General features: G+C 49.4%; 23 protein-coding genes. 21 read left to right on the forward strand and 2 right to left on the reverse strand.

Features of this window, described 5'->3' with window-relative positions:
* Nucleotides 1-148: 148 nt before the first annotated feature.
* From AC07N2_RS12250 to AC07N2_RS12315, 14 genes are all read left to right on the forward strand, one after another.
* A complete protein-coding gene (locus tag AC07N2_RS12250; protein WP_494778509.1) occupies nucleotides 149-1,378 on the forward strand; it encodes a type II secretion system F family protein in 1,230 nt (409 codons plus the stop codon).
* Entirely contained in the window at nucleotides 1,378-1,926 is a 549-nt protein-coding gene (locus AC07N2_RS12255) for a type II secretion system protein (protein WP_494778510.1), read from the forward strand. The genes AC07N2_RS12250 and AC07N2_RS12255 overlap by 1 nt, the downstream gene beginning before the upstream one ends.
* Nucleotides 1,917-2,399 carry a type II secretion system protein gene (locus tag AC07N2_RS12260; RefSeq protein WP_494778511.1) on the forward strand — a complete coding sequence of 161 codons (483 nt, stop codon included), beginning with the start codon at nucleotides 1,917-1,919 and terminating at the stop codon, nucleotides 2,397-2,399. Before AC07N2_RS12255 ends, AC07N2_RS12260 begins: the two co-directional genes overlap by 10 nt.
* A 72-nt stretch (nucleotides 2,400-2,471) precedes the next feature.
* Nucleotides 2,472-2,987 carry a prepilin-type N-terminal cleavage/methylation domain-containing protein gene (locus AC07N2_RS12265; RefSeq protein ID WP_494778512.1) on the forward strand — a complete coding sequence of 172 codons (516 nt, stop codon included), beginning with the start codon at nucleotides 2,472-2,474 and terminating at the stop codon, nucleotides 2,985-2,987.
* Nucleotides 2,988-3,009: 22 nt separating this feature from the next.
* Nucleotides 3,010-3,522 carry a type II secretion system protein gene (locus AC07N2_RS12270; RefSeq protein WP_494778513.1) on the forward strand — a complete coding sequence of 171 codons (513 nt, stop codon included), beginning with the start codon at nucleotides 3,010-3,012 and terminating at the stop codon, nucleotides 3,520-3,522.
* Nucleotides 3,519-4,418, forward strand: coding sequence for a prepilin-type N-terminal cleavage/methylation domain-containing protein (locus tag AC07N2_RS12275; RefSeq protein ID WP_494778514.1), 900 nt, complete (start codon nucleotides 3,519-3,521; stop codon nucleotides 4,416-4,418). Before AC07N2_RS12270 ends, AC07N2_RS12275 begins: the two co-directional genes overlap by 4 nt.
* Nucleotides 4,415-4,876 (forward strand): agglutinin biogenesis protein MshP, encoded by a 462-nt coding sequence (locus tag AC07N2_RS12280; RefSeq protein WP_494778515.1) that lies wholly within the window; start codon nucleotides 4,415-4,417, stop codon nucleotides 4,874-4,876. Before AC07N2_RS12275 ends, AC07N2_RS12280 begins: the two co-directional genes overlap by 4 nt.
* A 242-nt stretch (nucleotides 4,877-5,118) precedes the next feature.
* Complete coding sequence (locus AC07N2_RS12285) at nucleotides 5,119-5,997, forward strand: agglutinin biogenesis protein MshI (protein ID WP_494778516.1); 879 nt, start codon at nucleotides 5,119-5,121, stop codon at nucleotides 5,995-5,997.
* Nucleotides 5,994-6,668, forward strand: coding sequence for a PilN domain-containing protein (locus AC07N2_RS12290; protein ID WP_494778517.1), 675 nt, complete (start codon nucleotides 5,994-5,996; stop codon nucleotides 6,666-6,668). Before AC07N2_RS12285 ends, AC07N2_RS12290 begins: the two co-directional genes overlap by 4 nt.
* Nucleotides 6,665-7,363, forward strand: coding sequence for an MSHA biogenesis protein MshJ (locus AC07N2_RS12295; protein ID WP_494778518.1), 699 nt, complete (start codon nucleotides 6,665-6,667; stop codon nucleotides 7,361-7,363). The genes AC07N2_RS12290 and AC07N2_RS12295 overlap by 4 nt, the downstream gene beginning before the upstream one ends.
* A gap of 41 nt (nucleotides 7,364-7,404) precedes the next feature.
* The gene (locus tag AC07N2_RS12300) at nucleotides 7,405-7,725 is read left to right on the forward strand and encodes an MSHA biogenesis protein MshK (protein WP_494778519.1); all 321 of its coding nucleotides are present in this window, start codon (nucleotides 7,405-7,407) and stop codon (nucleotides 7,723-7,725) included.
* 98 nt (nucleotides 7,726-7,823) lie between these two features.
* A complete protein-coding gene (gene mshL, locus AC07N2_RS12305; protein WP_494778520.1) occupies nucleotides 7,824-9,479 on the forward strand; it encodes a pilus (MSHA type) biogenesis protein MshL in 1,656 nt (551 codons plus the stop codon).
* Between the two features lie 7 nt (nucleotides 9,480-9,486).
* Nucleotides 9,487-10,383 (forward strand): ExeA family protein, encoded by an 897-nt coding sequence (locus AC07N2_RS12310; RefSeq protein WP_494778521.1) that lies wholly within the window; start codon nucleotides 9,487-9,489, stop codon nucleotides 10,381-10,383.
* Nucleotides 10,380-11,546 (forward strand): tetratricopeptide repeat protein, encoded by a 1,167-nt coding sequence (locus AC07N2_RS12315; protein ID WP_494778522.1) that lies wholly within the window; start codon nucleotides 10,380-10,382, stop codon nucleotides 11,544-11,546. The genes AC07N2_RS12310 and AC07N2_RS12315 overlap by 4 nt, the downstream gene beginning before the upstream one ends.
* A gap of 33 nt (nucleotides 11,547-11,579) precedes the next feature.
* Here the strand turns inward: AC07N2_RS12315 and AC07N2_RS12320 are convergent, their stop codons facing one another.
* On the reverse strand, nucleotides 11,580-12,776 hold the full coding sequence (locus AC07N2_RS12320; RefSeq protein WP_494778523.1) for a pyridoxal phosphate-dependent aminotransferase: 1,197 nt from the start codon (nucleotides 12,774-12,776) through the stop codon (nucleotides 11,580-11,582).
* A 28-nt stretch (nucleotides 12,777-12,804) separates the two neighbouring features.
* Nucleotides 12,805-13,266, reverse strand: coding sequence for a putative toxin-antitoxin system toxin component, PIN family (locus AC07N2_RS12325; protein ID WP_494779249.1), 462 nt, complete (start codon nucleotides 13,264-13,266; stop codon nucleotides 12,805-12,807).
* A gap of 30 nt (nucleotides 13,267-13,296) precedes the next feature.
* On the opposite strand from AC07N2_RS12325, the gene yaaA reads away from it, so the two are divergent.
* The 7 genes from yaaA to AC07N2_RS12360 all read left to right on the forward strand — a co-directional run.
* On the forward strand, nucleotides 13,297-14,073 hold the full coding sequence (gene yaaA, locus AC07N2_RS12330) for a peroxide stress protein YaaA (protein WP_494778524.1): 777 nt from the start codon (nucleotides 13,297-13,299) through the stop codon (nucleotides 14,071-14,073).
* Between the two features lie 488 nt (nucleotides 14,074-14,561).
* Nucleotides 14,562-16,217 (forward strand): TolC family protein, encoded by a 1,656-nt coding sequence (locus AC07N2_RS12335; RefSeq protein ID WP_494778525.1) that lies wholly within the window; start codon nucleotides 14,562-14,564, stop codon nucleotides 16,215-16,217.
* 21 nt (nucleotides 16,218-16,238) lie between these two features.
* The gene (locus AC07N2_RS12340; RefSeq protein ID WP_494778526.1) at nucleotides 16,239-17,018 is read left to right on the forward strand and encodes an OmpA family protein; all 780 of its coding nucleotides are present in this window, start codon (nucleotides 16,239-16,241) and stop codon (nucleotides 17,016-17,018) included.
* Nucleotides 17,015-18,388: an HlyD family type I secretion periplasmic adaptor subunit gene (locus AC07N2_RS12345; protein WP_494778527.1), complete on the forward strand. Its 1,374-nt coding sequence runs from the start codon at nucleotides 17,015-17,017 to the stop codon at nucleotides 18,386-18,388. Before AC07N2_RS12340 ends, AC07N2_RS12345 begins: the two co-directional genes overlap by 4 nt.
* 64 nt (nucleotides 18,389-18,452) lie before the next feature.
* Complete coding sequence (locus AC07N2_RS12350) at nucleotides 18,453-20,117, forward strand: biopolymer transporter ExbB (RefSeq protein ID WP_494778528.1); 1,665 nt, start codon at nucleotides 18,453-18,455, stop codon at nucleotides 20,115-20,117.
* Between the two features lie 17 nt (nucleotides 20,118-20,134).
* On the forward strand, nucleotides 20,135-21,892 hold the full coding sequence (locus AC07N2_RS12355) for a peptidase domain-containing ABC transporter (RefSeq protein WP_494778529.1): 1,758 nt from the start codon (nucleotides 20,135-20,137) through the stop codon (nucleotides 21,890-21,892).
* 50 nt (nucleotides 21,893-21,942) lie between these two features.
* A partial coding sequence (locus tag AC07N2_RS12360) for a beta strand repeat-containing protein (protein WP_494778530.1) occupies nucleotides 21,943-25,623 on the forward strand: 3,681 nt, incomplete at its 3' end.

Below are 25,623 nucleotides of genomic sequence, written 5' to 3' on the forward strand. Positions count from 1 at the left end.
CGGGATGATGAATAATAAGTTTCCACGCGGAAATTTGTGTGCACTTCCTTCCAATATATTTGTCAATTTTTGTTAAATAAGCTTATTCGCTTTGGTGCATAAGCATTTTTCTATTACTCTCGCGCAAGAACTCATCTTAGGAATCGATGTGCCGTTTTTTGCGTACAAAGCTCGAAATGCTCGTGGCGAAATGCTGCAAGGTGTTCTGGAAGGTCCAGATAGCGGAGGCGTCGCCGATCAACTCTTCAGCACAGGTATCACGCCGGTTGAAATCGTCCTCACCAGCAAACCTGCTGGCAATGATGTCGATAGTTGGTGGAGCAAGCTGACCGAACAAAAAGTACGCTCTATCGATGTGCAACTCTTCAGCCGTCAGTTGTACACCTTGCTGAAGGCTGGCGTGCCCATCATGCGCAGTCTGGCAGGGCTGCAGGAATCGGCGATCAATAAATCCTTTGGACGTGTCATCAAGGATTTGCGCGAATCGCTGGATGCCGGGCGTGAGTTATCCGCCGCAATGCGTCGCCATCCAAAAATATTTACTCCTTTCTATACCAGCATGGTGCGCGTCGGCGAGATGACCGGGCGATTGGAAGAAGTGTTCCTGCGCTTGTTTGATTATCTGGAGTTCGATCGCGAGATGCGTCAACGCGTCCGCACTGCATTACGTTATCCGATGTTCGTCGTCTCGGCTTTGTGCGTGGCAATGGCTGTGATCAATCTGTTCGTCATTCCAACTTTTGCCAAGGTATATGCCGGCTTCAAGGCGGAATTGCCTTTCATGACCAAGCTCTTGATCGGCGTATCGGATTTCACTGTGGAGTATTGGCCAGTGATTTTGGCACTGGCTTTGGGTGCGGCAGTTGCTTTCAAGATGTATATCGGCACAACTAGCGGCAAGTATCAATGGGATAAAACCAAGCTGCGCATTCCTATTGCTGGAAAAATAATGTTGAAAGGTACGCTAGCGCGCTTTGCGCGCAGCTTTGCCTTGTCCAGCAAGAGCGGCGTGCCGATAGTACAAGGCTTGAACGTGGTCGCGCAGACGGTGGATAACAGTTATATCGCTAGTCGCGTCGAACAAATGCGTGATGGCGTCGAGCGGGGTGAAAGTATTTTGCGGACCGCCGTGACTACGGGTGTGTTTACACCGGTCGTCATACAAATGATTGCAGTCGGTGAAGAAACCGGTGAACTGGATAGTTTGATGGATGAAGTCGCGGCGATGTACGAGCGCGAAGTGGATTATGAATTGAAGACGCTCTCTGCGCAGATCGAGCCGATCTTGATTATTGGTTTGGGAATATTGGTATTGATACTGGCCTTGGGCGTGTTCTTGCCGATTTGGGATTTGGGCAAGGTAGCGATGGGTCGCTAATGCTAGATTCGTTACGGGATTTTCAGTTTGCTAAGCGTACTGGTTTCACACTGCTGGAGTTGATGGTTGTTGCATGCATTGTTGCAGTACTGTCGACGATATTGTTGAATCGTGTGCAGTTTTACCAGCGAATGGCGGAAAAAGCCGCTGTGGAACAAACGGTTGGTGTGTTGCAAAGTGTATTGCAGCTACGTTTTGCGTCGTTGATTGCAAGCAACCAACTTGGCGAAGCGAGTGAGCTTGTAAAGCAGAATCCTATGGAATGGCTTGCACAAAAACCAGCTAACTATGCAGGAGAATATTTTGATCAGATACCGGATGAAGACGTATCTGGGAAGTGGTATTTCGATTTGAGTGCGCGCGCTTTAGTGTATTTCGTGCATAACCATGTGGTTTCAGGTAATGCCAATGAAGTGCCTCCTCAGTTGCGTTTTAAAACAAATTTAGTGTTAGCAGTAAAGAATTTTCCAGTTGCGGAACGACCGATTTCTGGAAAGGTAGTTGAAGGTGTAGTGCTGGAGCAGATCGTTCCTTATGCATGGAATTAAGCAAATTTATTATTTTTACAGGGAGTTTTAAAATGAAAGTGAAGTCTTTTTCCAAACAACAAGCAGGTTTTACGTTGATCGAATTGGTTGTCGTGATTGTCATTCTGGGTGTTTTGGCAGCGACGGCTATTCCGCGCTTTATCGATCTAGGGAAGCAAGCACGTGACGCAGCATTAGATGGGATGTTGGGCGCAGTGCAAGCGGCCTCTGCTCTTGCGCATGCTCAATCTTTGATTACAACTACTCCTAATGGAAACATTACGATGGATGGTACGCAAGTTGCCGTAGTAAATGGTTATCCAACTACAGCAAGTATCGGGACGGCATTGGCGGCTCAGGATGGCTTTACTCTTGCTGGCGGCGTATTTAGCTTGAATAAAGCAACAACTCCTGCTACTTGCATTGTTACCTATACTGCACCAGCGGCCGCAGGCAGTGCACCTGGGATTGTGGCCGATAAGTCCGGTTGTTAATTTACAAGTCGCTTGTTGAAGCCCGTGCCTGTTAGCTGGCGCGGGTTTGTTATATGTAGATTTGGAGATGTCGTGAGAGATGAACGCCATTTGTTCGATGCTGGTTTTACCTTGATCGAACTTATTTTGGTTTTGATTCTGCTTGGCATTCTTTCGGTTTTTATCCTACCGCGTTTTTTCGACCGAAATACATTTGATATTCGTGCTTTTGGCGATGAGGCGCAGGCAACGTTGCGTTACGCTCAAAAAACGGCGATTGCACAAAACAGGCCAGTTTTTGTTGGTTTGGGGGGCGGTAGGCTTGCATTATGTTTTGATGCAGCTTGCAATATACCTGTCCTTGGGCCCGCTGCACGCAGAGCATTGCCCGTGTGTGGAAATAACACGGCATGGATGTGTGCAGCGATTCCCGATAACGTTGTTGTAGCGCCTGCTGAGTCAACTTTTTTTTTCAACGCTTTAGGGCGCCCATTCAATGTTAGTGATGTTGATCCGGTATCCAGTTTTGCGCTTTTGAACATTACGTTGACAAGCGGTGATTTGGTTCGAACCATCGTTGTTGAACCGGAAACTGGTTATGTTCACTAGGCATCGTTTACAACCGCGATGGATGAAGTCCGGTTTCACTCTGGTGGAGCTGGTGATATTTATTGTCATCGTCGGTGTTGCGGTAATTGGAGTTCTGCAGGTCTTGAATATGACGGCAAGTAATAGCGTCGATCCGCAATTGCGTAAGCAAGCCTTGTCGATAGCAGAAGCGCTGATGGAGAGAGTGTCGTCGGCGCGTTTTACTTTTTGTGATCCTACAGATCCAAATGCTGAAACGAGTGCAGGAGCTTGCACCATCGCAGAAGTTGCTGGACCGGAGAATGGCAATCTCGATAATGTGAATGATTTCGTTGCAGCATTTGATGTGCCGCAAGCGATTGCGATTGCAGATGTAAATGGAGTAAATGCCCCTAATTTGGCCAACTATGCTGCAAGGCTTACGATTTCACAGCAAGCGTTGGGAAATGTGCCTGCGAACGCATCACTGTTGATTACGATTGAGGTTGCATACGGCACCGAAACAATCCGGCTAGATGGTTATCGGACTCAGTACGCACCGAATTGGATGCCATGAACAAGCAACTTTTCTCCTTGTTCCTGACATCGACTGGACGTCAGCGCGGATTTACTCTGGTTGAGATGGTGATTGTGATTGTCATCACTGGGATTGTTGCGGCGATTGTTGCTGTATTTATTCGCGCGCCAGTGGAGGGCTATGTCAATAGTGTGAGTCGAGCTGAGCTGACGGATGAAGCTGATACTGCAGTACGTCGCATGTCGCGTGATTTGCGCCTAGCTTTGCCGAATAGTATTCGCATTGTTAATGTTGGTAATAATACGTTTCTTGAGTTTTTATTGACGCGTACAGGTGGTCGATATTTGGCAGACGAGGATGGCATCTTGAATGGTGACGTTCTCAATTTTATTGATGCAGCAGATCTAAATTTTAGAGTAGTAGGGCCATTGGTTGGAGCAGGCTCTCAGCAAATTGTGGCTGGCGATCAAATCGTAGTTTATAACCTGGGTGCGGGGCAGGCGCCTGCGGATGCTTATAACTGTCCCGGCCCTTGCAATCGGGCGGCAGTTGTAGCGGTTAATTCAGGTACGCGAACAATTACATTGGCAGCTAATCCGTTTGCATTACAAGTGCCGACTATGCGTTCGCCTGGTAATCGCTTCCAGGTTGTTAGTACGCCAGTGACGTATATGTGTGATTTGGATGCAGGGTCGCTGACAAGATTTAATAGATATGCGATTCAGGCTGCACAGCCGCTTAATGCAAATGCAGCGCCACTTGCTGGCGCTGCATTTGGATTGCTGGCTGCGAATGTGACGGCTTGCAGATTTGATTACACAACGGTAGCGAACGCACGTAGTGCGCTGGTGGGAATTACCTTGAGCATGCGACGTGATGCGGATAGCGGCGAGGTTACTTTGTTCCATCAGCTTCATGTGGACAATACACCATGATTTTTCAGCGAAAAGTTCTAGGTAAGCTCTCGGTTGGTTTACATCGCATGCATGGTTTTAGTTTGGTCAGTGCGATATTTCTATTGGTTGTACTTGCTGCCTTGGGAGCTGCAATCGTGAAAGTTTCCACTATTCAGTATCAAAGCTCTGCCCTAGATGTGCAAGGTGTACGTGCCTATCAGGCGGCACGGGCAGGAATTGAATGGGGCTTGTTTCAAAGGTTGCGAACGGGCGCTTGTGCTGGTGCCGCGAATATTGCTTTACCTGGGGGAACCTCGCTGTCGAATTTTACTGTGACGGTGACGTGCGTAGTCGATAATGGACTGGGCTTGAATATTCCTACTGCGGTGATACAAGCGACTGCTTGCAGCCAGCCGACGCCAGCCGGAGTTTGTCCCAATCCAGCACCGAACAGCGGCGATTATGTGCAAAGGGTATTACAGGTACAAGTGCAGTAATAACAGATTTAAGCAGTAAGCCGAGTTGAAATATGGCGTTGTGTGATTCACGCTTAACCAGAATTAACAATTGAATGACTGCGATTACCGTCATTCCTTTTATGATGAAGAAAATGTGATTTTTTAAACATCGCATCTGATTCGACGCAAGTTTTAGCAAAGATACCGGCATGGGTTTGTTTGACAAGAACAAAAAATTTACAGGATGGTTGATTGTTCACATAGCGCAGGATTGCATCTATGTGACAAGCATCAAACGTTCGCCTTCTACCAAGCCTTTGGTGGAAGTAGCGGCGCGTTTCTCTCTGGATGGAACGACACCTTCCGATGCCTTGCCTCGATTGGCGAAAGAATTGCGGGCCGAACGTTATAGCTTTACGAATCTGCTGACGGCGAATGAATATCAACTTCTGTCGGTTGAGGCACCGAATGTGCCTGTCGATGAATTGAAAACGGCGATACGCTGGCGTTTGAAGGATATGCTGGATTTTCATATTGATGATGCCACCATTGATGTGCTGGATGTGCCGCTCGATAAAAGTGCAGGCAATCGTAATCATTTGATGTATGCGGTCGCTGCACGTAATCAAGCCATCGAACAACGTCAGACCTTGTTCAGTGAAGCAAAGTTGGCATTGCGCGTGATCGATATTCCGGAAATGGCGCAACGTAATATTGCGGCCTTGCTGGAGCCGGAAGGACGTGGCTTGGCCTTGCTGTCATTTGATGCAGAAGGTGGTTTGCTGACGGTATCGTATGGCGGCGATTTGTATCTGTCTCGACGTATCGATGTCAGCTTGGCGCAATTGCTGCAAACAGATGAGGAGCAGCGTAAATCCTGCTATGAGCGTATTACGCTGGAATTGCAGCGCTCACTGGATCACTTCGACCGTCAGTATCACTACATTACTTTGTCCAAACTGGTGTTGGCACCCCTTGGTGCGACGGAAACCGGTTTGCTCGCATATTTGACCGAGAATTTATACATACCGATTGAGGCCTTGAGTCTGGAAACTATCCTCGATTGTGCCAAAGTGCCTGCATTGAGATCGCCGGATGTGCAGCAAGCGTATTTTCTTGCGTTAGGTGCAGCGCTTCGCCCAGAGTCGGTGGCGTCATGAGTCAGCAGATCAATCTTTTCAATCCGATTTTCCTGAAGCAGGAAAAGCACTTTTCTGCGCTGACGATGTTGCAGGGCTTGGGTGTGATTCTGTTTGCCGGGATTCTTTTGACGGCGTACACGGGCTATCAATTGTCCAGTCTGCAAAATGAACAGACCAATATAACGACGCAATTGCAACTGGCGAAAAATCAATTGGCGAAAGTAACGGCAGACTATCCGCCAAAACAAAAAGATGCGCAGTTGGAGGAGCGACTCCAACAAGCAGAAGCACGTGTGAAATCCTTACAGCAAGTGTCGGATGTGTTGGGAAAGGGAGAGTTTGGCAATACCAATGGATACGCGGATTACTTCCGTGCATTTGCGCGTCAGATCATCGATGGTGTGTGGCTGACCGGATTAACGATACATGGAGCTGGTAGCGAGATTTCCATACAAGGCAGTACCTTGCGTCCGGAATTGGTGCCGGCGTATTTGACGCGACTGAAATCAGAACCCGTGATGCAGGGCGCATCTTTCTCCACTTTGGAAATGGCTTTGCCGAAAGAGAAAGATGACAAGGCACCAGATGCTGGTGACAAGAAAGCGGCGACGCCTGCGTTTATTAATTTCAATTTGCATTCTTCCGGCATCAAAGAGAAATCGAATCTGCCAGGAGGGAATACGCAATGAAGCAATTCTGGCAAAAATGGTCGCTCAAGATCGATGCTCTGTCATTGCGCGAGCGCGTGATTGTTTTCACAGTGGCGGTTCTGATTCTGGTTGTGTTGATCAATACCGTATTGCTTGATCCGCAATATGCAAAGCAGACCAAGCTGTCGCAACAAATCAGGCAGCAACAGTCGCAGATCGCTGATATTCAAAATCAGATTCAGCAAAGAGTCAAAGCACAAGCAGACGACCCTAATCGCATGATGCAGGAGCATCTGCAAGTATTGAATCAGCGTGCCAGCCAAATGAATGGTGCCTTGAGCGATATGCAAAAAGGCTTGGTGCCGCCGGAAAAAATGGCAGATCTGCTGGAAAGCGTTTTAAAGAAAAACAACAAGCTATTGCTTGTGTCATTGAAGACTTTGCCGGTCAAAAGTTTGAATGAGCCTATAGATGCGATTCTGCCCAACAAGGCTGGTACCGTGAAGACAGGCGATGAGCAAGCGGGGAGCGTGGAGGCGGTTTTCAAACATGCGGTCGAGCTGAAGGTGCAGGGCAGTTACATGGATATGCTCAATTACATGCAATCGCTAGAGCGTATGCCTTGGCAGATATTCTGGGGAAGTGCGCAATTGAATGTGGATGAGTATCCACGGGCGACATTGACGCTGACCTTGTTTACATTAAGCCTGGACAAGAAATGGCTGAATCTGTGAGAACACTTTTATCCATAGCTGGAATGCTCTGCACACTCTCCTTGAGTTTGACTGCTTCAGCACAGCAATTGCAGGACCCGACCCGGCCGTCAGGTGTGAATGATCAAGGTGGTGTGATGAGTGCCGACGGTGGGCCGGTGTTGCAGTCCGTTCTTATTTCTCCCGGTCGTCGTGTCGCTGTCATCAGCGGACAGACTGTCAAGGTGGGAGATCAGTTTGGTGGTGCGAGAGTGATCAAGATTGCAGAAAACGAAGTGGTGCTGCGTAACGGCAATGAGTTACAGACTCTGAAGCTTTTCCCCAGCCTTGGAAAAAAATTGATGTCCAATCGTGTGAATCAAAATCCCGATAATCGGAAGTGATGAGGTAGGCAAGCGTGTATAAATTTTCATTAGCCATATTGGTTCTTTTCGTTGCCGGGTGTGCAGCGCCTACGTCCAAGCGAGCAACCTACGACTTGATGAACGAGGAAATGGCCAAAGCGGTACAGGGTAATGTGCAGCCTGCGAAACAGGATGCGGTATCCGCAGCGCTTCTACCTCCTATTAATATCGAGTTGCCACAAGCGAGACAACCGCTTGAAGAGCGCTTCAGTCTGACATTCAATAACGTCCCGGCAACGCAATTCTTCAATTCGATAGTGACAGGCACACGCTACAACATGCTGGTGCATCCTGATGTGAATGGCACGATTTCGGCAACGTTGAAGGATGTGACTTTGTTCGAGGCGCTGGATGCGATACGCGAGTTGTATGGCTACGATTACAAGGTAGAAGGATCGCGTATTGTCATCAAACCGCTGACGATGCAAACCAGTGTATTTCAGGTCAACTATCTGACAGGTAATCGTAAAGGGGTGTCGAATACACGTGTTATCTCTGGTGGATCCAACACTTCGCAACCAAATGCATCAGGGAATACGAATAATCAGAATAATACCGGCGGTACCAATCCAACTACTTCCAATCAGGCGGCAATGGAAAGTAGCCGGGTCAATACAACTTCTTCCAGCGATTTCTGGGCAGAGTTGAAAATGGCGCTGGATGCCATTGTCGGTAATGGCAAAGATGGTCGTAGTGTCGTGATCAGTCCGCAATCTGGTGTGATCGTTATCAGAGCGATGCCGGATGAGTTACGTAGTGTTGCCACCTATTTGAAAGCCACACAATTATCGGTAGATCGCCAGGTAATTCTGGAAGCGAAAATTCTGGAAGTGGAGTTGAGCGACAGCTTCCAATCCGGTATTAACTGGTCAGGATTTCGCACCGGTAGCACGCGTATCTCTGCCGGTTCGGTTGCGCCGGGTACTGTGTTGCAAACTAATGGTTCTTTGGTAACCGGCGCATCTAGTATTGATACCGCGGCCAGAACCTTTGCAGGTGGTGTCTTGAGTTCGGTCGCTGGTCAGGATCTGGTTGGAAGCACAGCCAATTTGGGCAGTATGTTTGGCTTGGCTTTGCAAACCAAGAATTTTTCTGCCTTGATTTCTTTCCTTGAAACACAGGGCAATGTGCATGTGTTGTCCAGTCCGCGTATTGCGACGCTGAATAATCAAAAGGCTGTCTTGAAAGTGGGCACGGATGAATTTTTCGTGACCAATGTCAGCAGCAATATCAATACTTCGGTAACGGGAACAACATCAACACCGAATGTGACCTTGCAATCGTTCTTCTCTGGCGTGGTCCTAGACGTGACGCCGCAAATCGATGAGCAAGGCAATATCATTTTGCATATTCATCCTTCGGTCAGCGATGTACAAACTTCTGAAAAAGTCATCAATCTGGGTACTAGCGGAGGCACGCTGATTCTTCCTTTGGCAAAGAGCAATACATCTGAAACAGATAGCGTAGTGCGTGCGCAAGACGGCAATATCATTGCGTTGGGTGGTTTGATGCGTCAAGCCACCAGTTCGGATCGTTCACAAATACCGGGCGCAGGCGATGTGCCGGTGTTGGGTAATCTTTTCCGCAATACCAACCAGACTACGCAAAAACGTGAACTGGTGATTCTGTTGAAACCGACCGTCATCCAGAACGAAAGCAGTTGGGCGCAGGATATATTGGACGCGCAGAGTCGCATTCAAAATATGGCGCCGCGTGATAGAGCGCGGGATTAAAACTGAAATGTACAAGCAACATTTTGGTTTAAGAGAACTGCCATTTGGTATCACGCCTGATACCAGTTATTTCTTTGCCTGCCCGAGTTATCAGCAGGCGCTGAATACCTTGTTGGTCGCGGCGAAAAGCGGCGAAGGTTTTATCAAAATTACTGGCGAAGTCGGTACGGGTAAAACACTGCTTTGCCGAAAATTCCTGGCGACATTAGATGATGGTTTCGTCACTGCCTACATCCCTAATCCTTATCTGGAACCGCGCAGTTTAATGCTGGCATTGGCAGATGAGTTGGAAATCGAGCTCGAAAAAGACGTCGATCAACATCAATTGCTGAAGGCGATCAATCATCGTTTATTGATACTGGCACGCGATGGTAAGCGCGTTCTTCTTTGCCTGGATGAAGCGCAAGCGATGCCGTTGGAGAGTTTGGAGGCATTGCGTCTGCTGACGAATCTGGAAACGGAAAAACGCAAGTTACTGCAAATCGTTTTATTCGGCCAGCCGGAACTGGACGTGAAGTTACAGCAGGATGCGATCAGACAGCTTACGCAGCGCATTACCTTTCACTATCAATTGCAACCTTTATCCAGAGATGAACTGGATTTTTACGTGGCACATAGATTGAATGTGGCGGGTTTTTCAGGCAGCAGATTATTGGCGCGAGATGCGATCAGGGCGCTACATTCCGCCAGTGGCGGTGTTCCTCGTTTGGCGAATATTCTTGTGAACAAGGCATTGATGCTGGCCTATGGCGAAGGCAAGCAGCAGGTGCGAGCGCAGCATATACACGCGGCAGTAAAAGACACAGAGGCGGCTCGAAATGGCCTGCGGCCATGGATGACCTGGCTTGCAGGCGCAGCACTTTTGATTACCGTATCAGGCATGGCTTGGGCTTATTTGCGATGAGTATTATTAATAAAATGTTGCAAGACTTGGAGCAACGTCATCCAGATGGTGTTGTCAATGGCATATCAGGTCAGGTCAGAGCTGTCCCTTATGAGAAGAAGTCGCGGGCACCATGGCTGGTTGCGGCATTGCTCGCCGTGTTATTGGGCGGCGTGTTGGCATGGTTTTGGTTGAAGCCTGTAGCAGTTGTAAAGTCCTTGCCGATTGCGCAAACAGTGCAAGCACCATTTGCATTGAAGCCAGAATCGAACTTGAACGAGTTGCCGCAAGCTGCAGTAACGGAGTTGGCTGAAATAGCGGAAGCGCCATCAGCTCCACCATTGCTTGATGCGGCTGCTATCCAGACGGCGAGTGCGCCACCTCAGGAAAATGCAGCGATCTCCTCTTCAGTTAAAAATGATAAACCTCTTGCGATCAAGCCGACTCCTGTTCCCCTTGCGTCGGCGCAGCCAGTGTCTATCAAAGCTAAGACAGTTGAAAACGCGCAAGCGCCAGCAGCGGCAACCAATAATGTCGCATCACCCACCACGAATAAAGTAGTAGCAACGGACACATCAACAACACTGAACAAACAAGTTAAAGAACTGACTCCGCAACAGCGCGCAGAAAATGATTATCGCAGGGCGACCAGTTTGGTTCAGCAAGGACGCACAGCAGAGGCGATCAATTTGCTGGAGCAAGTATTGCAAACTGATGCTGCCAATGCCGCCGCGAGACAAACATTGATTGCTCTGTTGATCAGCAGCAAGCGGCAGGATGATGCGATGCGCTATGCGCAAGAAGGGTTGAATCTAGATGTGAAGCAAACTGGCTTTGCGATGATATTGGCGCGCTTGCAAGTCGAAAAAGGCGATCAGCAATTGGCGATCAATACTTTACAGCGCAGCCTGCCTTATGCGCTGGAACGTGCAGAGTATCAGGCATTCCTGGCTGCGCTATTGCAACGCGAGGGGCGACACAAGGATGCGATAGAACATTATCTGGTGGCTGTACGCAAAACGCCGCAAAGCGGCTTGTGGTGGATGGGGATGGGAATTTCCATGCAGGCAGATAAGCGTGATGCAGAAGCGCGTGAGGCTTTTACGCGTGCGCGTGAAACACAAACATTGTCGCCTGAGTTGCAAGCCTTTGTTGATCAGAAGTTGAAACAGCTACCGCGCTGATTTCACGCGCCTGCTCTCTGAGCAGGCGCGTCCTCATATTTTGGACAGACGTTCTAGTGCTGTTTTCAGTGTTTCTTCCTTCTTCGCAAAACAGAAACGCACGATGCCGGAATTCTTGGGTTCGTTATAGAAGGCAGATACTGGAATGGCTGCTACGCCGATTTCGGCAGTCAGCCATTGCGCAAAATCATTCTCAGGTAAATCTGAAATTGCACGGTAATCGACGCATTGGAAATAGGTGCCGTCTGCAGGTAATAATTTGAAGCGTGTATTTTTCAGACCATCGCGGAACAGATCACGCTTGCGTTGGTAGAACGTCGGCAAGGTCAGGTAAGGCTGCGGATTTGCCATGTAAGCCGCAATCGCATGCTGCATAGGCGTATTGACTGAGAACAAACTGTATTGATGAACTTTGTGGAACTCTTTCATCAATTCAGCTGGCGCTGCGACATAGCCGATTTTCCATCCTGTGACGTGATAGGTTTTGCCGAAGCTGGATACGACGAAGGTGCGTGCGGCCAGTTCGGGATGGCGACATATGGATTCGTGTTGCATGCCGTCGTACACCATGTGTTCGTAGACCTCATCGGACAGCAATAAAACGTCTGTGTCGCGGACGATATCAGCGAGCTTTTGCAAATCGCTTGCGCGCAATATAGAGCCAGTAGGATTGTGCGGCGAGTTGATCAGTATCAGACGTGTTCTGTTAGTGATGGCTGCTGCGACTTTGTCCCATGGCACTGCATAGCCGGTTTCATCAACTTCCATTTGTACGCATACGGCTTTGCCACCAGCGAGCGCGATGGCCGGCAAGTAGCTGTCGAAAGCCGGTTCGATCACGATGACTTCATCATCGGTACGGACGCAGCAAAGTATGCTGGTTAGCAATGCTTGCGTGGCGCCTGCAGTAATCGTGATCTCGTTTTGCGGGTTGTAGCGATGGTCGTAGATGGATGCTATTTTTTGTGCAATTGCTTCACGCAGTGCAGCTACGCCAGTCATGGGTGGATACTGATTCCAACCATTTTTCATGGCAGTTGTTACTGCGTCGAGCAATGCCGGATCGCAGTCGAAATCCGGAAAGCCTTGACCTAGATTGACTGCCTTTTTCTCTGCGGCGAGCGCTGACATTAAAGTGAAAATAGTCGTGCCTACTTGCGGCAGCTTGCTCGCTATCGATGGCGTATTGAATAAGGACGCGTCGTTTGCAGGGTTGTTGAGAGTAGGCATGCGATGTTGATTGTTTGAAGGTATGGGGTTATTCAATCGCTTGGGGCGGTGCCGACATTTCAAGCGTCCATGCTTCTGGTGTCATGATAGCGAACAAGCCGTCACGACGCGTTTTTCGGGCACATTTCAGTAGTGCCTTGTCTTTTGTGATCAGCACATCTGCTTTTTCATCGCGCGATAGCTCAAGGAATTTTTGATCGTCTTTGTCTTTGCAGACGGGTAATTTAGCCGACTCTGCATTGACTTCAGCTATGGGATAGCAATGTATCAAGGTATCAAACTCTGCCGAGACGCGCACGCGATCTGCTTCGTCCAACTTCAAATGTGGATAGCTTAAAACGATGTTCCACTCCATGCGACAATCGACGCGCGTGATGGCTTGCACTTGCCCACTTTTGAGCGCGTCATGCAGCAGCGTCCAGCGTGGATCACGAAATACAAACAGATCCAGACAGACGTTTGTGTCGAGTACGATGCGCTTCGGTATCATTGTCAAAATTATTCTTGCCCGGATGTAGAAATGCTTATTGTTTTATCGCCTGCCAAAACCCTTGATTACGACACGCCCGCCCATACGGAAATCAGCAGTAAACCTGATTTCATCAAGCGATCCGCAGAATTGATCGCCATCTTGCGACAGTCGTCGCCGGATCAGATTGCCAGCTTGATGCGTATCTCTGATCCTCTCGCGACCCTGAATGCTAATCGTTTTGCGGAATGGTCGCCTAAATTTACGCTGAAAAACTCCAAGCAGGCGATGCTGGCATTTAATGGCGATGTATATGAAGGCTTGGATGCTGCGAGCTTGAACGCGCAACAACTCGCTTATGCACAATCACACATCCGCATTTTATCCGGCTTGTACGGTGTATTGCGACCGCTTGATTTGATGCAGCCATATCGCCTGGAGATGGGGACCCGACTGGCTAATCCCGTCGGCAAGGATTTATATGCATTCTGGGGTGATGCTGTCACGCATACCTTGAATCAGCGTATGGCCGAACATCGATCGGAGGCTTTGATCAATCTGGCATCAGAAGAGTACTTCAAGGTTGTTAAGTCCAAATTGTTGAATGCGCCAGTGATCACGCCTGTTTTTCAGGATTGGAAGAATGGGCAATACAAGGTGATTTCTTTCTATGCCAAACGGGCGCGTGGTTTGATGGCGCGTTATGCGGCAACAGAAGGAATTGTTAATCCTGATGCACTAAAGTCGTTCAATGTTGATGGTTATGCCTTCGATCAGGCTTTGTCGGATGAAAAAAACTGGATGTTTAGACGAAAAATAACGGCCTGATTTTCAGAAAAAAGGCTGATTAAATTTCCTTGTGGAAATTAATATTTCTACAAGGAAATAAAATGCTTGTAATTGCACAATTGCATCGAATATTTTTTGTAACAATGAAATTGTTAAATCTTTCTTCGTGTTCCACGACCTCTTTGTTACCTCTATTTGTTGCATTGCAAGGCTAACTTGATTTGCTGACGATATTGAATTGTAAATTCGAGTTGTCGATATATCACGCATTGCAAATTTAATTGTTAAATCAATAGCTTATCTAAGCAAATCTGAGCGATTTATCGTTGTTCGCCTACAACTTCTTTGTCGTGCGGCAAGCATTCTCTCAGGCATGTTCCCCTATAATACTTCCTTGTAAGAACGGGAAGTTATTTTACCTTTTGTCACATTTGGAACTTATTTAGAGCAGCATGCATGAGATTGCATTGGATGCACCTTTTTGCAGCACAATCGCCGGTTGGCGGAATTGATCGGCCAGTTGTTAGATGACAAGTACATTCAAATTAAGATTGCTCGCAGGTCTTCAACTTCTCATTAGCTCGCAAATAGTTTTTGCAGAGCCGCTGCAACTTTCAACCGCACTGAATGATTCAAATCTGTTTCGCTCCCCATCGCGCGAACAACCATTTTCCCAAGACGTACAACGCCTCACCCCAACACCGAGCGCAGATATAGCGCCGGCATCTCCTGCATTGCCATTACCTTCCGATGTACCAAAGTCAGTGAAGCCGCGTAATAGCGGTAATGCTGCGAAAGCATCGGAGAATCAGGCCGCAGATTTGGCTAAGGATGATGAAATCATTCAATTACTGCGCCAATCCGACAAGGCATTTGCAAGTGCTTCAGTCGCCTTGCCGGAAGATATTGTGGCGGCAGGAGATGGACGCTTGCAAAACATGCTGTCGCTCGAAGAAGCTCTGGCACGCACATTGCAGAACAGTTATAGCTACGCTGCGGCGAGTGCACAGGCAGAGGGCGCTGTGTATGGCAAAAAAGCGGCATTAGGGCAAATGGGGCCGACGATTGATTTGCGCGGACAGCGTGGTCGCGAGTATTCAGCGCCTGGTGCGTACACAGATTTGAGCACTGGTAGAGCAGTGGCCAATGATACGCATATACGCTGGGACAACAGCGTCATCATTCGTCAACCGATTTTCAATCCAGGTTCCTATTTTGAATATCGCAAGCAGGCGACGCTGGCCGATGCTGCCGACTTCCGCAAAGAAGATGCGCGTGAAGCCTTGTACTACCAGACGATCAAGGCGTACTACGATTTGCTGCGTAGCTACGTCGCATTGACCTTTGCACGCAGTTATGCCGAGCGCATGGATACCTTGCAGGATTACATGAACAAACGCTTGCAGGGCGGTGGTGCGAGCAAGGTTGATTTCGAACGTGTACGTGGTCGTGCGTTGACGGCACAGTCGGCCATGATCGAAGCGCAAGGCGTGCTTGAAAGTGCAATGATCACACTGGTGCAATTGACTGGTGTGCGTTCACAGCAACTTGGCATTCCATCAAAGATGATGCCGATTGTTCCGGTGACGTCCAAACAGGCACTGTCGCTTATTTATGAAAACAATCCTGCTGTGCGCGCGGCTCGTCAGGACGCCGCAGCAGCGAATGAAGAATTGAAATCGGCACGTTCGCGTTTTTCCCCAAACCTGTCAGTCGAAGTTACACAGGCGCGGACAGATAACGCTGGTGGTGGCGGCATACTGACCACGGACAGACGCTACATGCTGGTCATGAACATGAATCTGTTGAACGGTGGTTCGGACTACTACTATCAAAAACAAATCGGCAGCAAGTTTGTCGAGAAGTCGAATACCGCAGCCGATATCGAGCGCAAGCTCAAGGAACAGATAGAAATCAATTACCGCACGCTCGATGCGGTTAGAAAACGAATCGTCATTGCGCGTCAGGCGTATCAAACCAATGCAGGTGTCGCCGACGTGTTTCTCGAACAGCTGACAACGGGCAATAAGCAATTGCTCGACGTACTTGATGCGTATCAACAAGCGTATTTATCGCGGGTTGATCTGGCGCAGTTGCTGTTTTTGCAGGCTGATATCAGCTATCAAATTTTGCGTAATACCGGTCGTGCCTCTTCCTTCGTGGAAGGCATGCAGCAGCCTTAATGCCGTAACCTTGGGGGAAAGATGGAAGGTGGAAAGGAACAGAATTTCTGGCCCGGATTCGTCGATGCGTTATCCAATGTCGTGTTGGTGATGATTTTCGTCGTCGTCGTTTTTGTGGTGACCCTGTTCTACTACTCGCAGAAGCTTGCGCAATTCAAGGCCGTGAAGTTCATGGAGAAGAAAGAATTGCAGGAGCAGGTCGCTACGCCATCGAAGAACCAACCGAATATCAGCCGTCTCGATGATGGCAAAAATCCCGATGTCGCGCGCTTCAAGCTGGAGAGCCAGGAGCAGATAAAAGAAATCGCAGCATTAAAAGGCCAGGTCGCTTTGCTGCAGGCGAAGCTGAACAGTACAAGCACATCAGCTGCTGGTAGTTTGCGTAGCGACGAAGGGGCACCGACTAATGCGATTCAGATTGAGAAGACACGTACCTCGACTGCAGTCGATACCTTGGCCGGGATCAAGATCGATGGTCGTACCGATGCGATCACATTGCGTTTTGATAAAGATGGCGTGGAGTTGAACAATGACGCCACAAAAACGTTGGATGCCAATATCAAAAGCTGGACTGACAAGATCAAATCACGCCAAGGAAAATTGGTCATCACCGGTGTGGTTGGTTCGCTTGCGTATACCGAAGGCCGTCGTCGCGCTTATTACCGCACGATCGCAGTTCGTAATTACCTGATCGATCTTGGCGTTGCGCCGACCAGTGTCGTTAGTCGTGTTGTACCAGGTAATGAAAGCGCGGAAAGCGACTCGACCGTAGTGATTCAATATTCTGCAGCAGCAAAATGAAATTTCCTCGACTAGCCAGCTTTATCAAGACCAGCCTTCAGCGTGCAGAAACTGCAACGCGCAAGGCTGTGCCTTTGCTGGATCGAGGTTTGGAAATGCATCGCGAGATGCCAGGGCCAAAACTATTCGTGCTATGGCTGCTGGCTATTTTGTTCTTGTTGGTTATTTGGGCGTATTTCGCACCTATCGATATGGTTGTGCGTGGGCAGGGGCGCATTGTTCCTTCTGACCATAATCAAATCATTCAGCATCTGGAAGGCGGCATCGTCTCGACGATTGCTGTGCGCGAAGGTGCAGCGGTACGCAAGGATCAAATACTGATCACGATCAAAGACGTGCGCGCCAGCTCGGATCAAGGCGAAGGCAGAGTCAAGCTACTTGGCTTGCGTACACGTGTCGCACGACTGACGGCAGAGGCGAATGGCGCAACGCAGCTGAGCTTGCCTGCTGATATACCGCTGGATGCGGCAGCAGTACAAAGTGAACAAGCTGCATTTGTTGCGCGTCAGTCCAAGTTGAATGGTGAGTTGAATATCTTGCGTGAACAAAGCACGCAACGTCAGGCTGAGCTGAGCGAAACGACTAGCCGTCAAAAAAGTTTGACCGATGAATACAACCTCGCGCAACAGCAATATCAGTTAGTGCATGCGATGTATGTCAAAAGCGCAGCATCTCAACTGGAAGACATTCAAGCGCAATCGAAAGCGCAGGATGTACGTAGTCGCTTGAATGCGACCAGCGCGATGATTCCGCGGCTGCGTGCTGCGATCTCTGAAGCGCAGGCCAAGGTGGCGGATGGCGTATCGCGTTTTCGTGCGGAAGCACGTGCTGATTTAACGACAGCAGAAACTGAACTGGCGCGTCTGTCGGAAGAGATGAAGTCACGCAATGATCGCGTGCTGCGTTCTGAAGTCAAAGCGCCTATGGATGGCGTAGTCAATCGCATCTTCGTTAATACCGTAGGTGGCGTCGTCAAGCCGGGCGATCCGATACTGGAAATGACACCGATTGATGACAAGGTTGTGGTTGAAGCCAACGTCAATCCGACTGACCGTGCCGAATTGGCGATAGGCAAACCAGCACGCGTCAAAGTGACCGCGTATGACTACGGTGTCTACGGTTCGATGCAAGGCGTGGTCACCGAGATCAGTGCCGATACCGTGCCGGAAGAGCGTGGTGAGCGCCACTATCGCGTCAAGATCGAAGTCACACGCGACATGGAACACCTTAAGAATGCTGACAACGGTACACCGCTCATGCCTGGTATGACGGCTACTGCAGATATCGTCGTTGGTCGTCGCACAGTATGGCAATACCTGATGTCACCGTTAAATCGTTTCACGCAGACTGCTCTGCGTGAACCACGATGAAAATGAAAATAATCCTGATAGCAGCAATGTTAATTTCAATTACCCGATCGGAATATTCCGCACCATGAAAACGCTACGCAAATACTACCTTCTTGCGATGATTCCTTCCCTCGTTTTGCTGGCGGGCGGCATCCTTTTCAAGGACTTCGTTCTTCACGCGATTCATATCAATCCTGTATTGAATTTGTTCATCATCGGGGTGGCGGTATTTGGTGTTGCCCTGATCATGTACGACATCTACAAGGTCAATTGGGAATACAACAAACTGAAATTATTCTATGCGCGCGCATCTGCTGGCGAGTCGCTGGAAGATTTGGTGCTGGACCCAACATTTGAAGGTACGGAGATTGCCAAGGTGCTGGTCAGTGTGGCCAATACCAAAGGGCGCTTGACCACGCGTATCGAGCAGGAAACCATCGAACGTTCGTTGGCTGAGTTGCATACCCATCTGGAAGCACGGATGGAGTTCCCGCAATATCTGACGGGCTTCATGATCGCGTTGGGCTTGTTGGGTACGTTTATCGGCTTGTTGGAAACCCTGGTCAGTACCGCTGATCTGATTAATGGATTCGGCAAAGCGAGCCAAGGTAGCGACATGGATGCATCGTTTGCGCATCTGGTGGCCGATTTGAATAAACCATTGGCCAGTATGGGTACGGCGTTTAGTGCATCCATGTTCGGTTTGATCGGATCGTTGACGCTAGGCTTGACGCTGGTTTGTTTGCGCGGTGCTGGTAAGCGTCTGGTGGTGGCTGCACGCCAATGCATCAGCGATATGGTGCAGCACGTTGTGCATGAAATGTCTGGCCCGGGCGCATCGCAACGCCAAGGTATTTCCGAATCCTTCCTCACTGAATTTCTGCACGATTTGATGGTCTTGCAGCGCGAATCAGTGCTGACTTCACGCAATAGTTCAGACGCTTCATTGCAAGCGGGTGTGAAACTGGAAGCAATGAATGAACGTCTTGCGACTGTAGCGCGTTTGTTCCAGGACAGCATCGATGAATCGAAGAATATGCGGCAGCTGGTTTCATTCGGACCACGTATGCATGAAGTCGGGCAGCAGACGCTGGAAGAAATTCGCAACCTTGGCCAGATGATCAATCAGAAACTGGCATCGACCGAAGACATTACACAAAGCTTGTCGCTGTTGAGTGAACGTTTGAGTGTCAACGGTGATATCGCGTTGCGCAGCTTTGATGTGTTGCCGCAAATCGTCGGCACGATGCAAAGTGGACAGACCGCGTTGTCGTCAGCTTTGTCTTCGCTGCAAAGTCAACAAGCCGATCTGGCCAGCGTGCATGAAAAATCAGCACAGCACATTGCGCAATTACCCGGCTTGCTGTCGCAGGTTTCTATCCGTATGGGCGATGAGTTGAATGCGATTCAGCATCAGGCGGAAATCCATTCGACGGTGGCGACACGTCTCGGTCAGCTTGGTACGGTCATTGGCGAAAATTCCAGCAACATTACGCGCGATGCCTTGGCTGCACGTCAATTGCAGATCGATTTGGCCAAGCACATGGCTACGCAGAACGAACGTATCAAAGGTCTGGATGCGATTCCGCAAGCCTTGGCAAACATCAGCGAAGCGCTAGTTCGTCAGAATGTCATGTCACAGACCATCATTGAAGAAATGCGGAATGGCCGCCAAACGATGATCAAGGATTTGCGTTTGGAGTTGCGCGAAGCAATGCGTGAACTCGCTACGCGTACTGATAATAAATAAGCAGGAAGTATTCAGTCATGAGCAAGATACCCGACCTTCCAACTGCCGCCGCGCAGTCAACCGACACCGGTGCTCCCGCCGCTGTCGGCGTCGGTGTTTTGAGCGATGCACTCGGAAACATTACACGTGATCCGATGTATGTGACGCTGCTGCGTGCATACGGCAAGCGATTGGTGGAGATCGTGGTCGCCGGATTCTTGATCAATATATTCGGTTTGCTGTTGCCGCTTTATTCGCGTCTTGTGTACGACAAGGTGATTGGTAACCACATTCCAGATACCTTGTGGGCGTTGACGCTGGGTATGTTGTTGTTCATTGTGCTGGAATTCGTTTTGCGCGTGATCCGCACGTTTTATATTGAGCAACTTGCAGGCAAGTTCGATATCGAATTCGACCAGGCAGTCGTCAAGAAATTGTTGGCAGCACGTGTGTCGTGGCCGGTTGGTGTGGTGCTGGCCAAGTATCGCGATATCACCGGTGCGCGTGATCTGCTGTCATCTAATTACATGCTGATCATCATCGATTTTCCATTCCTACTTTTGTATTTGCTGGCGATTGGTTTGATCGGTGGTTCTATCGTTTGGGTAGTACTGGTCGGCGGCCTATTGTTGGTCGGCGCGCAATTGCTGTGCAAGATTCCGGCAAACGACTATGCACGTATAGGCATGGGCGTAGGTGCAGCCAAGACCGACAAGCTTGCCGGTTTGGTATTTGGTATTGAAACTCTTAAAACATCAGCGTTACAAAAACGCGTGATTGATCTGTTTGCAAAAGATGCGGAACAATCGGCCGTGACGCAGGCAAAAAGCCGCTTCTGGTCAACTGTGGGTTATACGATTTCATCCAGCGGTTATACCTTGATCACGATAGGCACGATGGTCGTCGGCGTGTATTTAGTAGAAGCCAATTCGCTGACAGTCGGTGCCTTGATTGCATCGTCGATGCTGGCTGGCCGTGCTGCATCGATGCTGTCTTCGGTTGCATTGGTGGTAGGGCGTATCGATGCGTTCAAGCAGGCGAGGGCATCCTTCGAAGAGTTGTTTGTCGAAGGGCCAAACGCCAAGACAACGAACGAAGTTGATCGCCAGCAGATACAGGGAAAAATTCAAGTTTCAAATCTGAGCTTCAGCATCAAACCTACCGAACCAGCGATGCTGAAGCAGATTTCCTTTGTGATCAATCCGGGTGAAAAGGTTGGTTTGGTCGGACGCTCAGGTTCCGGTAAATCGACATTGCTGCGTTGCCTGGCGGGTGTGCACCATGCAGACGATGGGCAGGTCTTGATGGATGGTATTTCCGTCAACGCTTATCCAGAAGCTGTACGTATGCGCTCGATTGCTTACAAGCCGCAGGATCCGTTTCTATTCGATGGCACGCTGGCTTCCAATATCTTTGTCGACAACACCATCAGCACGGGGATTTATCAGACTGTATTGCATGTGTCTTGTCTGGACGATTTATTGGGCGGCGGGCAGTTACGCCTCGATCAGATGATCACTGCGCCGGGCAATTTGTCTGGTGGCCAGAGGCAAATGGTTGCGCTGGCGCGTGCGGTGGCTGGCATGCCTAGTGTCTTGTTGCTGGATGAACCGACAACCGGCATCGATCAAGTGACAGAAAACAAGATTATCGAAAGACTGGTCGCGTTTGCCGCTAATCGCACGCTGGTTGTGGCGACACACAGTCCGGTGCTGTTGCGCCAGATGGATCGCATTATCGTTATTAATGACGGCAAGATCGTGGCTGATGGGCCACGGGCTCAAATATTGCAGTAATCACTTTGATGGGCCGGGGGTATGCCGGTTTCACAATGAAGGAAATTCAGATGGCAACCGCTCCTGCTTCCAAGTCGGGTACGAATCAGTCCACCGTAGACAAGAACGGTGCGCCGATCAGAGTCGTCACGCCGGATCAAAGTGGTAATTTTCAACTGAAAATTTCACAGAGCGATGTTGCGAAAATTCATATCGTCGACGTCGATATGGTGCTTTATCTGAATGATGGCACCAAGTTGGTGCTCGCAGGCGGTGCCATCGGTGCGATGGATGCAACTGTCATGGTAGATTTCAGCAGCGGCCGCGATAGCGCCAGCCACATGCTGGATCAAGTCGGCAAGATTCCACTGCAAAAACTCGATCAGCCTTTGGTGCTCAGTACTGAACCTGTGAATTCGGATGGTCGAGGTAATGGCGCCGAAGATGCAGCCTATCGTCAGACCGAAGGTGCACAGGATCTTGCGAGCCAGGCACAGGCAGCCAATGCTGCGTTGTCGGCCATCAGTAAAGCCATGGTGCAATTAGCCAATGTGGTGCAAGCCAACACGACACCGGTCAATAACTTCAAATCCAATTTTGACGGACAAGCGGCACAGCAACAGCCTTTGACCAAACAAGTTGCTGAAATTCTGCCAGAGCGTCCAGGTAAGGCACCGCAAGAGTTTGTCATCGGCCCGAATGAACCAGCGATTGCTATTCATCTGGTTAATACGGTTGGTACTACGCAGATAGGTGATAAGTTGTACGGTAGTGGTGGTAGCAGTGAACTGCTGTCCGGAACCAATACATCCAACGCTGCGCAGATTGCTCCGCAGATTATCAATGCGGGTAATGACGTTCGTACGATTTATGCGACAGGCAATGAGCAACCTGCCGGCAACAATGTGCCGGTCGAAATCTTCAGTAAAGTTTTGGATATTCAAATCACGGGTGATGGCAAAGTACAGACGCTGACAGTATCAGGTGTGCCCACAGGCATGAGCATTGTGGGGGCGACATCGTTGGGTGGCGGAGTGTATCAAATTGCCGTGTCGCCAGACATCAAGAATTACGGGCTGGAGCTACAGTACAACACTGTACCGCCAAATGCTGGCGCACCTATTCATCAAGATTTCAAACTAACATTTTCGTTATCGGTTGTTACCGCCGATGGTGTGCAGTCGCTGACTAGCGTCAAGCAAGTTGTGGTCAAGGATGCGACTACCGCAAATGATCTGTCGTATGCCAATCCAGTGACGGGCGAAAGTGTCTTTGTATTACCGGCACAAGGTTTGTCGCACATTGTGCATGCTGGGGACAATGCGGGAACGACGATTTTTGGCAGTAATGCCAATGACTTCCTATATGGCGGTACCGGCAACGATACGATATATGGCGGCAAGGGCAATACCTATTTCGAAGGTGGTGCCGGCAACGATACCTTGGTTGGTGGCGTGAATGCCACCGCTAGTAATGTCAACACTGTTGGCTATACAAGCTCAACTGCAGGTGTGCTTGTCGATTTGAATACAGGTCATGCGCTGGATGGTTTTGGTGGGCAGGATACTTTAAGTAATATCCAGAAGGTAATCGGCAGCGCACATGACGATACTTTCATCGTCGGCGCTACAACCAAGGGAGTTGATGGCGGTTTATCTGGTAGCGATACGATTGATTTTTCAGCGTCGAACGCGGCGGTTAACGTCAACCTGAATACCGGCACTGGTACTGGTGGTTATGCGCAGAATGTAACGTTCAGCAATATTGAGAATGTAGTCGGCAGCAGCTATAGCGATACTTTCATCGCTAGCAGCGTTGCGAATATTTTTGATGGTGGCGCAGGTGGCTCGAACACGGTGTCGTATGCGAATTCACCATCGAGCTCGACGTCAGGTGTGACTGTTGATTTGCTGAACGGTGTGGGCAGCGGTAATGATGCAACTGGTGATAAGTACATCAATATCCAGAACGTGATTGGGAGTGCTTACAACGATACGTTCATTGCGAATCAGGAAGCCAATAATTTCGATGGTATGGGTGGTATCAACACGGTCAGCTATGCGGGTTCAGCTGCCGGCGTTGAAGTGGATTTTTACAAAGGCCAGGGTGCGGGTGGTAATGCCGCGGGCGACACCTATAAAAATATCCAGAACGTAATCGGTAGTTCTCACGACGATAAGTTTGTTGCCGATACCGATAGCTTGAACTTTGATGGTGGTGCGGGTGGCAACGATACTGTTAGCTATGAACGTTATCTGTCAGGTGTCATCGTTGACGCATCGCGTAATGTTGGCGGCATCGAACTTACGCCTGCTGATGCACAGCATCTGGCGACCTACTCCAATAGCTATACCAATATAGAAAAATTCGTAGGCACCGCTTATGCCGATACATTTATCGCCAGCAATCGCGCCGATAATTTTGATGGTTTGGGTGGTGTAGACACGGTCAGCTATGCAGCGGATACCGTAGGTGTGACTGTCAATCTGGTAACCGGACTTGGCTCTGGTGCGGGCAGCTTGGCTGATGGCGACCGGCTGGCGAATATCGAAAATGTCATCGGTGGTAGTGGCAACGATACATTTGTCGCGAATGATTCCGCGAATGTATTTGATGGCGGCGCCGGCTCCAACACCGTAGATTACAGCGCATCGACTACTGGTGCGGTGACAGTCGATCTGTTCCATGCAAACGGCGTGGGCACCAGCGGTGGTTTTGCGCAGGGCGACAAATTCATCAATATTCAAAACGTCATTGGTAGCACGTTCGACGATACCTTTGTCGCCAGTGCCGATGCCAACACCTTTGACGGCGGTGGCGGTACGCACAATCGCGTCAGCTATGCTAACGATACGGTAGGCGTGACGATAGATCTGGTTAACGGACTGGGATCAGGCGTAGGTAGCCTGGCGGCAGGCGATAAATTCATCAATATCCAGGATGCAACGGGCGGCAGCGGAAACGATACTTTTATTGCGAGTTCTGTTGCGAATGCCTTCAATGGCGGACTGGGTACGAATACTGTCAGCTATGAGTATTCGAATGCCGGTGTGACGGTTGATTTGGTCGCTGGCACGGGCAGTGGTGGCTATGCAGATGGCGATACTTTAACCAATATCCAGAATGTCAAAGGTAGTACCAGCGATGATTTGTTCATCGCGAATAATGTTGCCAACTCCTTTGTCGGTAATGGTGGCGTTGATACCGTCAGTTATATCAAAGCAACCGATGGTCATGGCGTCACGGTAGATTTGAATGCCGGCGTAGGTACTGGTGGTTATGCGGACGGTGACCATTATCAGGGCATACGTAATGCAATCGGTACCAGTTACGACGATACCTTCGTCGCCAGCAATCTGGTCAATACTTTCGATGGTGGCCTGGGTTCCAATACCGTTAGCTACGCTGCTTCCACCAGCGGAGTGACGGTTGATCTGTTGGCTGGAACAGGTACTGGCGGGTATGCACAAGGCGATCAGTACATTTCGATTCAAAACGTGATCGGCAGTACCAGCGATGATTTGTTTATCGCCAGCGCAGCAGCGAATGCTTTTGATGGTGGTGGCGGTACACACAATCGTGTCAGCTATGCGACTGATACAGCGAACCTGACGATTGATTTGTTGACTGCAGGTGCGATTGGCCTGGGCGGCAATGCACAAGGCGATACCTATACCAATATTCAAGACCTGACAGGCGGCTTGGGTAACGACACCTTCATCGCCAGTGCAGCAGCAAATGCGTTCGATGGG

The sequence above is a fragment of the Herminiimonas sp. GW821-FHT09C12 genome (genome assembly GCF_059416385.1).

Bases quoted from the DNA above. Each gene is read 5' to 3' on its own strand.
- AC07N2_RS12255 (WP_494778510.1), top strand. From the start codon at position 1,378: ATGCTAGATTCGTTACGGGATTTTCAGTTTGCTAAGCGTACTGGTTTC.
- AC07N2_RS12260 (WP_494778511.1), top strand. From the start codon at position 1,917: ATGGAATTAAGCAAATTTATTATTTTTACAGGGAGTTTTAAAATGAAA.
- AC07N2_RS12270 (WP_494778513.1), top strand. From the start codon at position 3,010: ATGAAGTCCGGTTTCACTCTGGTGGAGCTGGTGATATTTATTGTCATC.
- AC07N2_RS12275 (WP_494778514.1), top strand. From the start codon at position 3,519: ATGAACAAGCAACTTTTCTCCTTGTTCCTGACATCGACTGGACGTCAG.
- AC07N2_RS12280 (WP_494778515.1), top strand. From the start codon at position 4,415: ATGATTTTTCAGCGAAAAGTTCTAGGTAAGCTCTCGGTTGGTTTACAT.
- AC07N2_RS12290 (WP_494778517.1), top strand. From the start codon at position 5,994: ATGAGTCAGCAGATCAATCTTTTCAATCCGATTTTCCTGAAGCAGGAA.
- AC07N2_RS12295 (WP_494778518.1), top strand. From the start codon at position 6,665: ATGAAGCAATTCTGGCAAAAATGGTCGCTCAAGATCGATGCTCTGTCA.
- mshL (WP_494778520.1), top strand. From the start codon at position 7,824: ATGAACGAGGAAATGGCCAAAGCGGTACAGGGTAATGTGCAGCCTGCG.
- AC07N2_RS12310 (WP_494778521.1), top strand. From the start codon at position 9,487: ATGTACAAGCAACATTTTGGTTTAAGAGAACTGCCATTTGGTATCACG.
- AC07N2_RS12315 (WP_494778522.1), top strand. From the start codon at position 10,380: ATGAGTATTATTAATAAAATGTTGCAAGACTTGGAGCAACGTCATCCA.
- AC07N2_RS12320 (WP_494778523.1), bottom strand. From the start codon at position 12,776: ATGCCTACTCTCAACAACCCTGCAAACGACGCGTCCTTATTCAATACG.
- AC07N2_RS12325 (WP_494779249.1), bottom strand. From the start codon at position 13,266: ATGATACCGAAGCGCATCGTACTCGACACAAACGTCTGTCTGGATCTG.
- yaaA (WP_494778524.1), top strand. From the start codon at position 13,297: ATGCTTATTGTTTTATCGCCTGCCAAAACCCTTGATTACGACACGCCC.
- AC07N2_RS12335 (WP_494778525.1), top strand. From the start codon at position 14,562: ATGACAAGTACATTCAAATTAAGATTGCTCGCAGGTCTTCAACTTCTC.
- AC07N2_RS12340 (WP_494778526.1), top strand. From the start codon at position 16,239: ATGGAAGGTGGAAAGGAACAGAATTTCTGGCCCGGATTCGTCGATGCG.
- AC07N2_RS12345 (WP_494778527.1), top strand. From the start codon at position 17,015: ATGAAATTTCCTCGACTAGCCAGCTTTATCAAGACCAGCCTTCAGCGT.
- AC07N2_RS12350 (WP_494778528.1), top strand. From the start codon at position 18,453: ATGAAAACGCTACGCAAATACTACCTTCTTGCGATGATTCCTTCCCTC.
- AC07N2_RS12355 (WP_494778529.1), top strand. From the start codon at position 20,135: ATGAGCAAGATACCCGACCTTCCAACTGCCGCCGCGCAGTCAACCGAC.